General features: G+C 40.1%; 8 protein-coding genes. 6 read left to right on the top strand and 2 right to left on the bottom strand.

Annotation, left to right across the window (positions count from 1 at the left end; genetic code table 11):
* Positions 1-3 precede the first annotated feature (3 nt).
* On the bottom strand, positions 4-372 hold the full coding sequence (locus AC4PL9_RS01235) for a hypothetical protein (RefSeq protein ID WP_491602980.1): 369 nt from the start codon (positions 370-372) through the stop codon (positions 4-6).
* A gap of 305 nt (positions 373-677) precedes the next feature.
* On the opposite strand from AC4PL9_RS01235, the gene AC4PL9_RS01230 reads away from it, so the two are divergent.
* From AC4PL9_RS01230 to pepT, 3 genes are all read left to right on the top strand, one after another.
* A complete protein-coding gene (locus AC4PL9_RS01230; protein ID WP_491602979.1) occupies positions 678-2,282 on the top strand; it encodes a fumarate hydratase in 1,605 nt (534 codons plus the stop codon).
* Positions 2,283-2,359: 77 nt separating this feature from the next.
* Positions 2,360-3,286 carry an ROK family protein gene (locus tag AC4PL9_RS01225; protein WP_491602978.1) on the top strand — a complete coding sequence of 309 codons (927 nt, stop codon included), beginning with the start codon at positions 2,360-2,362 and terminating at the stop codon, positions 3,284-3,286.
* Positions 3,287-3,299: 13 nt separating this feature from the next.
* Positions 3,300-4,544, top strand: a complete 1,245-nt coding sequence (pepT, locus tag AC4PL9_RS01220; protein ID WP_491602977.1) for a peptidase T — start codon at positions 3,300-3,302, stop codon at positions 4,542-4,544.
* A gap of 47 nt (positions 4,545-4,591) precedes the next feature.
* Here the strand turns inward: pepT and AC4PL9_RS01215 are convergent, their stop codons facing one another.
* Positions 4,592-6,529 (bottom strand): PP2C family protein-serine/threonine phosphatase, encoded by a 1,938-nt coding sequence (locus tag AC4PL9_RS01215; protein WP_491602976.1) that lies wholly within the window; start codon positions 6,527-6,529, stop codon positions 4,592-4,594.
* A 226-nt stretch (positions 6,530-6,755) separates the two neighbouring features.
* Between AC4PL9_RS01215 and AC4PL9_RS01210 the strand changes: the two genes are divergently transcribed.
* The 3 genes from AC4PL9_RS01210 (at position 6,756) to AC4PL9_RS01200 (ending at position 12,152) form a co-directional block, all read left to right on the top strand.
* Positions 6,756-9,617 carry a GH92 family glycosyl hydrolase gene (locus AC4PL9_RS01210; RefSeq protein ID WP_491602975.1) on the top strand — a complete coding sequence of 954 codons (2,862 nt, stop codon included), beginning with the start codon at positions 6,756-6,758 and terminating at the stop codon, positions 9,615-9,617.
* Positions 9,618-9,712: 95 nt separating this feature from the next.
* Positions 9,713-10,705 (top strand): Wzz/FepE/Etk N-terminal domain-containing protein, encoded by a 993-nt coding sequence (locus AC4PL9_RS01205; RefSeq protein WP_491602974.1) that lies wholly within the window; start codon positions 9,713-9,715, stop codon positions 10,703-10,705.
* Between the two features lie 4 nt (positions 10,706-10,709).
* Positions 10,710-12,152: an O-antigen ligase family protein gene (locus AC4PL9_RS01200; RefSeq protein WP_491602973.1), complete on the top strand. Its 1,443-nt coding sequence runs from the start codon at positions 10,710-10,712 to the stop codon at positions 12,150-12,152.
* The last annotated feature ends 18 nt before the right edge of the window (positions 12,153-12,170 follow it).

Genomic DNA, 12,170 nt, shown 5'->3' with positions numbered 1-12,170 from the left:
GTATTAGTCATTAACGTATGTAAAGTCGTCAAAGTTAAGGTGAGTTACAATCAGTTTTAACGCTTTTCCTTTTGTCTCTCTAGCTGTTCCTTCTGTAAACAAAACCGTGCATTTATTTCCTTCAAAAGAAATAGCGCTCACACAAGTATGTCCTTCTGCAACAGCAATATCTTTTATTCTTCGGGCTGTTAACTCATTAAATGCTAATCCTGTCTGAAAAATAGCTTTACTTCCGGACATTCGGATTTCTGCAGTACGCTTTTCCTGACTCTGTATTTTTGAGATTCCAATAATTATATCTGATTTTTTACCAAAACTTAACGCACCACCAGTAACTAGGAGTATAGCACCTGTCATCCAAATTGTTTTCATAGATAATTGTTTTTGTGATTTCTGCAACCAGCCCCTCTATTTCACTCAACGGTCGAAATATAAACAAGGTTGCCCAAAAAAGCAACCAGAATATCTTTTTGACTAAAAAAATAACCTGTAATTAAACTTTTGGTAAAAATTTCACAAATGGTAATTTTAGAATTACAATAGTTTTTGGTTTATACGAAAAGCTATTCGACGTTTTTACAAATTCACTTTCTCTATTACCTGCCCCCTAAAACTGTATGAATACAGAAACATATAAGTGCTGAACATTCACTATATTTATGCCCAAATATCAAAAAATGGCAGAGTTTTTTTACCAGGACCCTTATCCGGTACGAAAGGATAAAACAGAATACAGAAAAATTTCATCCGACTTTGTAAAAGTTGAAAAATATGGCAACCGGGAGATACTTCATGTTGACCCTAAAGCTCTGGAGATACTTGCTCAGGAAGCAATGAGTGATGTTTCCTTTTATTTAAGGGCTGCTCACCTCGAAAAGTTAAGAGCTATTCTTGACGATCCCGAAGCAACCGACAATGATCGATTTGTGGCATATAATCTGCTACAGAATGCAACTATTGCAGCTGAAGGACAACTCCCATCCTGTCAGGATACAGGAACGGCAATTGTAATGGCAAAAAAAGGAGAAGATGTGTATACAGGAGCCGAAGATGCTGAATATCTATCCAAAGGAATATTTAATACCTATCAGGAACGCAATTTACGTTACTCTCAGGTTGTTCCTCTTTCGATGTTTGACGAAAAAAACTCAGGATCAAATCTCCCCGCTCAAATAGATATTTATGCAAAAAAAGGAATGTCTTATGAGTTCCTTTTTCTTGCTAAGGGAGGTGGTTCTGCAAACAAAACATTCCTCTATCAAAAAACAAAATCACTATTAAATGAGGAATCATTAGCTCAATTCATTCAGGAAAAGATAAAAGACCTTGGAACTGCTGCCTGCCCTCCATATCACCTGGCTTTGGTAATCGGAGGAACCTCTGCCGAAGCAAACCTTTCTGCAGTAAAAAAAGCTTCAGCCGGTTATTATGATGAATTACCTACGGAAGGAAACATGGGTGGTCAGGCATTCCGTGATCTGGAATGGGAAAAACGAGTGCAACTGATTTGTCAGCAGAGTCAGATCGGGGCACAATTCGGAGGAAAGTACTTCACGCATGATGTTCGTGTGATTCGTCTTCCCCGTCACGCTGCTTCTTGTCCGGTAGGACTTGGCGTTTCCTGCTCAGCAGACAGAAACATTAAAGCAAAAATTACTACAGAAGGTCTATTTGTAGAGCAACTGGAGAAAAACCCACGTCGTTTACTCCCTGAAGTGCCACCTCATCTGGAAGCTCCGGTAGAAATTAATCTGGATCGACCAATGCATGAAGTACTCGCCGAATTATCCAATTACCCGATCAAAACACGTTTGAAATTAAATGGAACGCTTATCGTTGCCCGGGACATTGCTCATGCGAAAATAAAGGAGTTGATTGATGCCGGGAAACCAATGCCGGATTATTTCAAAAATCACCCTATCTATTATGCCGGTCCTGCTAAAACTCCCGAAGGAATGCCATCAGGAAGTTTTGGCCCAACTACTGCAGGTCGAATGGATTCCTACGTAAACCTGTTCCAAAGTCACGGTGGAAGTATGATTATGCTGGCAAAAGGAAACCGATCAAAAGAGGTAACGGATTCTTGTAAAAAGCACGGAGGATTTTATCTGGGTTCTATTGGAGGCCCCGCTGCAATTCTGGCAAAGGAAAATATCACTTCGGTCGAAGTAGTTGACTTCGAAGAACTCGGTATGGAAGCCGTACGCAAAATCACCATAAAGAACTTTCCCGCTTTTATCATTACAGATGATAAGGGGAATGATTTCTTTGAAAACTTGTAATTGATCTCTTTTCTTACAATAAAAGAGTACGGGAGGGAAACTACAGCCTCCTGTACTCTGACAGCTTCTCGACGATTATGAAAGTACGTATAGGAATAGATATTGGAGGAACGAATACGAAATTCGGGTTGATTGGTCCGGACGGAACCATACTAAGACGCCACCGTATTCAGACCTCATCTTTCGACTCTTTTGACTCCTTTGTAAAAGAAATAGTTGAACAGACGCGAAAAATGCTAAAAAGTGAAGATGAGTTAATCGGAATTGGCATCGGAGCACCTAACGGAAATGTACATTCCGGAATGATTGAATCCGCCCCCAATATGCCCTGGAGATACAAGCTCCCCATCCGTGCCAAAGTACAGGAAGCGTTCGACTGTCCCGTTGAACTTACCAATGATGCTAATGCTGCTGCAATGGGTGAGAAAATCTTTGGAGGAGCCAAGGAAATGAATGATTTTGTAGTTATTACTCTTGGAACCGGAGTTGGAAGCGGAATCTATATCAATGGGAAATTAGCATACGGGCACGACGGATTTGCGGGAGAAATAGGACATGTAATTACCTATCCGGGAGGGCGTTTATGTGGCTGTGGAAGAAGAGGATGTATCGAAGCCTACGTAAACGCTAATGGTATTCTCCGCACACTGGCTGAAGAAAAATATCAATTTCCGGACTCTGAACTTGCGCAAATAGAGGAAAAAGAGATCAATGTAAAAGTAATTGGTCAATATGCTGAAAAAGGAGATTCACTGGCTTTGCATATTTTTGAAAAAACAGGTGAATTCTTAGGACTTACACTAGCCAATTCAATGGCTTATACCAGTCCGGAGGCATTTTTCCTTTTCGGAGGTATCACAAAAGTGGGAGAAGTTCTCCGCGAACCGGTTCACCGCCACATGGAGACCAATATGCTCAACATTTATCAAAACAAAGCAAAAGTAGTATTCTCAGAATTACCTGAAGATGATGCAGCAATACTTGGTGCAGCAGCTTTAGTCTAACAAATTGAAAAATATGAATAGTAAACACACCGTTGAAGAACGTTTTTTAAGATACGTTCAAATTGACACCACTGCCGATCCTAACTCAACTACTTTTCCCTCTTCGATGATTCAGAAAGATTTGGGAAAAGTATTGGTAGAAGAATTGAAAGCCATCGGTATTGAGGATGCCTATATGGATGAGTGGGGGTATGTTTTCGGAACCATTCCATCCAATACGGAAAAAGAGGTTCCTACCATTTGTTTCTGCTCACATATGGATACTGCCCCGGATTGTAGCGGAACCCATATAAAACCAATTGTTCACCGCAATTGGGATGGCAACCCGATTGTTCTTCCCGATGACAACAGTCAGGTTATCACTGTAGAGCAACACCCTTATCTCGAATCAAAAATCGGGGATGATATCATAACTGCAAGCGGGCTGACGTTATTAGGTGCTGATGACAAAGCCGGAGTGGCAATCATTATGGATCTGGCAAAACAGTTAACAGACAACCCTTCTATTAAACATGGAGATATTCGTATCCTTTTTACACCAGATGAAGAAATCGGAAGAGGTGTTGATAAATTGGATATGAATAAGCTGAATGCAGATTACGGTTATACTCTGGATGGAGGTCCTTTGGGTGAAATCGAAGATGAAACCTTCTCTGCAGATGCTGTTAAAGTTACAATTCATGGAATCAGCGCTCATCCTGGATATGCAAAAGGAAAAATGATCAACGCTATTAAAATAGCATCTGAATTTGTTCATGAATTACCGAAAGACAAATGGTCTCCGGAAACTACTGAGAACCGTGAAGGATTTGTTCACCCGACATCCATAGAAGGTTCTCTGGAGAAAGCTACTGTCAGTTTTATTATCAGGGATCATGACACGAAAAAACTACAGGAATACGAAGCTATTCTGGAAGGTCTGATTCAACGCGTTATTGAACAACACCCCGGAACACGTTACGAGTTTGAGGTCACAGAACAATACCGCAACATGAAAGAGATTCTAAAAGATCTCCCATTTGTAACCGAATATGCTGTTCAGGCAATGAAAAATGTGGGAATTACTCCAAAAGAATCCATCATCCGAGGAGGTACTGACGGTTCACGCCTGTCATTTATAGGGCTTCCCTGCCCTAATATCTTTACAGGAGAAATGGCTATTCACTCCAAACATGAATACGTAAGTGTTCAGGATATGGAAAAAGCAGTTTCAACACTAGTGGAACTGGTTCAAATCTGGGAACAACACCAAAAATAAGACAACAAGGTCCGACGTACCCTTTTCCGGGGTATGTCGGGCTATATCTAGACACCTATTCCTACGATACAAACATCATCAATCTGCGTATTTGTCCCTTTCCATTCCCTGAATTCTCGCAATAACATTTTCTGTTGCTCTTCATAATTCAAATGAGAAGTTTGTAATAACAAGTCTCTGAAATAAACCTTCTTGTATTTTTTATTTGACGGACCTCCTATCTGATCCTGATACCCATCACTACTCAGATAGAGTCTGTCTCCCGGATGCAAATCCAATTCGTGCGCCATAAATTTCCGCTGTCCGTCAATGACATCTCCAATCGGAAAACGATTGGGACGAATGGTCACCATACTCTGCTGTCTTATCAAATAAAGTGGAATATTAGCCCCGCAATAAAATGCGCGTTTCTCACCATTTTTTTCCTCAATCGCCAGCAAAGCAATGTCCATCCCATCCTTGATTTCACTTTGAAAACCATTCTGGTTGAAAACTTCGGTGATTTTTGCATTCAAATAAGTTAAAATAGCAGCTGGATTTACAAGGTTTTTGTCTTTGATAGCATAATTTAAAAAATTGAATCCCAGAAAAGAAAGAAATGCTCCGGGAACTCCATGCCCTGTACAATCTCCAACAGCTACATATTTTGTCCCTTCCACCTCATCAATGTAATAGAAGTCTCCGCTCACAACATCTTTGGGCAGATATAGCTCAAAGTGTTTTGCCTCAAACCAACGATCAATTTTCTCTTTTCTTGGAAAAATCGCATTCTGCAGCCTTCTTGCGTAATCAATACTCTGACGAATATCATCATGTCGCTCTTGCAGAAGATTTCTGTTCTCTTGCAACAGGAGCTTCTGAATTTCCAATTTATCTTTTTGTTCTTTCAGAACTTTTTGTCTTTCTTCGGAACGCGTGCGATACTCCTTAAAGGTAATCGTAATTTCATCTGCCATCTTTTGCAGGGACAAACTCAATCTTCCAAACTCATCCTTACGATTGGAAAACGGAAATTGCGTCGCCAGTTCAAAATTATTCTCTACAAAGGAATCCAAAGCATTTCTTAAATCAAAAACCGGCTTAGACAATTGTTTCCCCAGAAACCAAATCATTCCGATAATTACAAAAAGTAAAGCAAACTGAAAAATTTGCATCGTCAACTGAATCCTAGACAATACGAAACCACTTTCCTCTTCAAACTCAAGCACCATGGTTCGTATCAGTTTTTCAGTACGTTCAGTCACACCCAGAACATCCCTCAGTTTCCCCTGCGCTGCTGTATGGCCAATCGCATTATGAACTTCCGCAAATTCATTGAATAAAGTATGATAGGCAATTAACCTTTCTTTAACTTCAACTCCCTGACGAAGAGCCAACAGTTCTGAAAACCGGGTATTAAACTTGTCAATATATTGTTGTTCTCCCCGTAACATAAAATCTTTTTCATGCCTTCTCATTTGCAGTAACAAGTCTGTTCCGTTGGAGAGAATTTCTTCCAGTCGGTGCGCCTCATCCCTTAACTCTCCTTCCAACCCATACTGAACGTATCCCCTTTTTCGAATCAATTCGCGGAGTTCATTAAACAAATGAAACGAAGCCAGTACTCCTTTTTTTATTTCGTTGACTTTAAACTCCCGATTTTCATTCAGTTTCCCTGATTCATCAAGTGCAACAACCGTAAGTTGCAATATACGTACAGCACTATCCGTCCAGAAAAAATACTGTGCTACATTTTCAGAAGATAAAGTTTTAAAATACTCTGTGTTGCGACAATCTATCAGAGAATACTTGGTCTGAAATTCATCTCTGTGTTGGATCGCCCCCTCAAATGACCTCAAAAGATTTAGTGTATTGGTATAATCTGCACTCTGCCGTATTCCCAATACATTTATCCGACTAAATAAAAACGAAAATACTGCTACTACGGACAAACTTAGTAATATCTTAACCCGAATAGAGAGATTTTCAAACGCTCCGTTTCTCACTTCACCACCTGTTTATAACGCGAAGTAAGCAGTTTAAAAATTGCTTCATGTAAGCTTAATGCTATTACTTTTTCATAATTCCTTAAACTTTAACAGTGTCTTATCTGACGCAAAAAGCTTCCTCAAATACACCTGTTGATATTCTGTGCATTATAACTCAACCGTGTTAATTTTCTATTATTTAAATGGTTCTTTGTACTTTTCAAAACCAGAAAATGTATTCGTTATGAAAAGATTAGTAACCGGTTTATTGATTGCCATTCATTCTCTTTCCTATTCACAACAAAATCTTATACACTATGTCGATCCGTTTATAGGAACAGGAGGTCATGGACACACCTATCCCGGTGCAGCAGCCCCTTTCGGATTCATGCAACTCAGTCCGGATTCCCGGTTAACCGGATGGGACGGATGCTCTGCCTATCATTATTCTGATAGTATTCTTTATGGTTTCAGTCATACGCACCTCAGCGGAACCGGCGTAAGTGATTATGCGGATTTGTTACTCATGCCTTATGATCCGGAAAAGGTAATTTATGACAAGGAAGGACGCATTATTTCTTCTTTCTCACACAAAGAAGAAAACGCTGAACCGGGATACTATCAGGTGAACCTTACTGATTATTCCATTTCGACAGAATTAACAGCCGCACCCCGTTCAGGAATTCACAGGTATACATACAAGGAAATGGAAGTCGGACTGCTAATTGATCTGGATCACAGAGACCTTGTCCTGGACTATTCGATCACACCTGAAGGAAATACTATTCTTCATGGAAAACGAATTTCAAGAGCCTGGGCGCAAGAGCAACACTTCTACTTTTACCTGTCTTTTTCTCTCCCTTTCACAATTGATTCAACCTCTATGGAGGGAAAACGTTTATTCCTTCGTTTTCCCGAAGCCGAAGAATTAATTATTCATATTGGTATTTCAGCCGTTGATGAGCAAGGAGCCAAGCTGAATCTTGAAACAGAATCAGGAAACAAAACTTTTGATCAGGTTAAATCCGCAACCCAACAGGACTGGCAAAACGAACTGAATAAAATTACTATCGAAACTTCTGATACAGATTTTAAAACCATTTTCTACACAGCTCTTTATCACAGTTTCCTTAATCCTAACCTTTTTAATGATGCCGACGGACGCTACCGTGGAACAGATTTAAAAGTACACCACACAGAAGACAAGCACTACACCGTATTCTCGCTTTGGGATACATTCCGTGCTACTCACCCACTCTTCACTCTGGTACAACAGCAACGAACCAAAGAGTTTATCCGAACTTTTCTCCGGCAGTATCAGGAAGGCGGAAAACTACCCATGTGGGAGCTTTCTGCTAACTATACAGGGTGCATGATTGGTTACCACTCGATTCCAGTACTAGTGGATGCGTACCAAAAAGGATTACGGGATTTTGATTCAGAACTCGCTTTGGAGGCAATGCTTGAACGAGCCAATCAAAAAGATCTGGGAGTTCCGGCTTATCGAAACTTTGGTTTTGTCCCTGTAGAAGAAGAACACGAGTCCGTTTCAAAAACGCTTGAATATGCATATGATGATTGGTGTATCGCTGTCATGGCTGATACGATGGGAAAGCAAAAAATTGCCGAAGAGTTTTATGAACGAAGTCAATACTATAAGAATATTTTCAATCCCTCTAACGGCTTTATGCAGGCTAAAATTCATAACAGTTGGCAGGAACCGTTTGATCCGACGGAAGTAAATTTCAATTTTACGGAAGCTAATTCATGGCAATACAGCTTTTTTGCGCCACATGATATTCAAGGACTTATAAAACTACACGGAGGAAATACAAATCTTGAAAACAAGCTGGATGAATTATTCGCCACTTCATCACAAACCTCCGGCAGACATCAGGTAGACATTACCGGGTTGATCGGGCAATATGCACACGGTAACGAACCGAGTCATCACATGGCCTTTCTTTATAATTTCATCGGTAAACCTCATAAAACACAGGAAAAAACCAGACAAATCATTCGGAAAATGTATTCATCCCATCCGGATGGGTTATCAGGTAATGAGGATTGCGGGCAAATGTCCTCCTGGCTAAATTTAGCCGCAATAGGAATCTATCCTGTTACTCCCGGGTCAACGCAATATACGTTAACAGCTCCTTACGTGGAAAAAGCCATCATTCGACTTGAGAATGAGAATACATTTACGATCATTGCCGACGGTACTGGTGAAGACATGCCTTACATCCAGTCTGCAACACTCAATGGAGCACCTTATCACAAAAGTTATATTGAACATTCGTCGATTATTTCCGGAGGAGAATTGCGTTTTACCATGGGGGAAAATCCGACAGACTGGGGAAGTATTCACCCTCCTCATTCAGAAGTAAAAAACTCTATTTCAATTGTTCCTTTTTTCAAAACCAAAAAACATACATTTTCTGATAGTCTTCAGATTGAGATTGGGAATACAGACTCTGAACAAACTATTTATTATACCACTGACGGAAGTATTCCAACCCCAAACAGCATTCTTTACACAGATCCCATTCAGCTCCAGCAATCAGCTACGATTCAGGCTATCGCCTGTAGGGATTCTATCTGTAGTAAAGTTATCCGGTCTGAATTTCACAAAATCCCCGAAAAATGGGACATTCGTATTTTATCTGCATACTCTCCACAATACACTGCAGGTGGTGACAGAGGGATTATCGACTTTCAACGCGGTGGGAACGATTTCAGAACGGGAGCCTGGCAAGGATACCAGGGAAAAAATTTCGAAGCAATTGTCGATTTGAAAGAACTTACACCTATTGAAGTTGTCGGTGGAAACTTCATTCAGGATATCCGATCCTGGATCTGGATGCCAAAAAAACTCAAAGTCTGGGTTTCAAAAAATGGAAAAAGATGGAAAGCAGTCGCTTCCATTGAAAACAAGGTTCCTTCCGACTCGTATGAAATTACCACACAAGAACTAAAAGCACAGATAAAACAAACAAAAGCACGGTATATCCGCTTTGAGGCAGAATACTTTGGAACCATCCCTGACTGGCACCCCGGGCATGGAGGAGAAGCCTTCATTTTTATAGATGAATTAATCATTGAATAATGAACTGTCAAGTACAATAAAGTCCCTTTTACCAAGTTAGTTCAATAACTTCCGAATTCGGTAGAATTATAGTACATTTACGCAAATTTTTACAAATGCAAGAGAAAAATCGATTTGACCAGGGAGCTCAGGATTTACTGGTGTTTTTGTGGAAAAAGAAATGGATTCTAATCATTATTTCCTTTATCGCTGCTGTGGCTTCTTCCATAGCCTCTTTACTCATGACGGAGCTGTTTCGCTCTACGGCTATTGTCTTTCCCACTGCAACCAGTACCGTATCTTTCTCGGAGCAACGAAATGCCAAAGCAAGTTCTATGGATTTTGGTGAGGAAGAACAAGCTGAACAATTACTTCAGATTCTCCAATCTTCCCGTGTCAGAAATCGCATTATCGAAAAGTACGACCTTTTGAACTATTATGAGATTGGTGAAGACGATAAAAACAAAAACTACAAACTGGCAAAAATGTACGACGGTCATATTCGGTTCGAACGTACCCGTTATGGTTCTATTCTGATAGATGTACTGGACAAAAATCCGGAGCAGGCTGCAGCTATTGCCAATGATATTGTCTTACTCATTGACACAGTAAAAAATGAAATGGTAAAGGAACGTACAGTTCCCGCTTATGAAATTGTGAAAAGAAAGTACCAATATCTTGAAGGTGAAAAGCAGGCATTGGAAGATACAATCAATAGTCTTTCTTTGCTGGGAGTAGTTCCTTCTGAAGCACGTGCAAACCTGTTCACATCTCTTACCACCGTAAAATCGCAGAAAGATCATGATTATATCCGCTCCAAAATTGATGTAAATATGCAATATGGAGCTTTGTACGATGGTTTGGTTGAATTACGCGAATTCAAAACCGATAAACTTACCACGCTTGAATCAACCTATGAACAAGCTGAATCGGATGCCAATGTGGACTTTACACACAAATTTGTTGTAGAGTGGGCTGTTAAAGCAGACAAAAAGGCAAAACCAATTCGCTGGATCATTGTAGCAGTATCTACTTTGGCTGCCTTTGCTGCCGGAGTCTTATTACTATTGATCAAAGAGAAAATTGACGAATTGCGAAAAATCGCCTGATTACGTGAAATCTCCTATAGCCAATAGATGGATTGTTTTATCCGCTCTGATTTTCATTGCGTTGAATTTTTATTTCACGCTTGATAGTCAATGGCTATTTAACTTTATACCTTTTGCGTTAATCATTGGTTTTTTCACCATTTTCAGAATGGATTGGGCTCTGCTTTTCGTAGCATTCTCCGCTCCATTGTCTTTTAATCTTGAATATCTTACAGATGGCAGGTTAGGTCTTTTCTTACCCACAGAGCCTATACTGGCAATGCTTTTGGTACTGGTAATGGCTAAAGAATTGTACAAACCTTTTCTTCCCCGTGCCCTCTTCAGCCATCCTATTTTCTGGGCTATTGCCTTCTATCTTTTCTGGCTATTTATTACCTCTATCACAAGTACCCACCCTGTAGCTTCTTTTAAGTTTTTACTGGTGCGGTTATGGTTTTTCATTCCTATTCTGTTTTTTGGTGTCTTTCTTTTTAAAGATCAGAAAAATAGAAATCGTTTTCTTTGGTTGTATATAATAGGGATGAGCATTGTGATTTTTTACACGCTTATTAACCATGCGCAATACGGTTTCGGAGAAAAAGAAGGTCACTGGGTTATGTGGCCCTTCTTTAAAGACCATACAGGGTACGGAGCTATGGTAGCTTTTATTATTCCTCTCCTGTTTGGTTTCTTTTTCAGTAAAAAGCAACCTCCTCTTATGCAGGTTACTTTGGGAATTCTCATTACTCTTTCCCTAATAGGTCTCTACTTTTCGTATACACGTGCTGCATGGGTAAGTATTATTGGAGCTATTCTCGTATTACTGGTTATCAAATTCAAGATTCACTTTAAATATCTCGCTGCAATTGGCGTGATCGCACTTGGTGTTGTATTTGTCCAGTGGGACAAAATCAATATGGAGATGGCTCGGAACAAGTCGGAACATACAACCGAAGAATTTGGAGAGCGATTACAATCCGCTACGAATGTCACTTCTGATGCCTCAAATCTTGAGCGAATCAACCGCTGGACCTCTGCAGTTGAGATGTTCAAAGACCGTCCCTGGTTTGGTTTCGGACCGGGAACCTATGCTATGGAATATGCACCGTATCAGAATCCCGAAAACCTGACTATTATTTCCACGAACTTCGGAAATATGGGAAATGCACACAGTGAATACCTTGGTCCTTTGGCTGAAACCGGATGGATAGGAGCAGTAAGTGTATTGGTACTTGTTGCTCTAATCTTCTATCATGGTATCAGCCTTTATATCCGATACCCTGAGGGTGAAACTAAAACGATGATTTTAGCAATGATTTTGGCTCTGGTTACCTATTTTACTCACGGGATCCTGAATAATTATCTGGATACGGACAAGTCTGCCGTTCCTGTATGGGGTGTTGTTGCCATACTGATTGCTTTGGAAATACAATTGAACGAACAGGAAAAACAAAAAGCAATCTCTTAGAGACTGCTTTTTAATTCT

The organism is Wandonia sp. (assembly GCF_984588085.1).
This window is presented reverse-complemented; position numbering and strand designations above follow the sequence as displayed.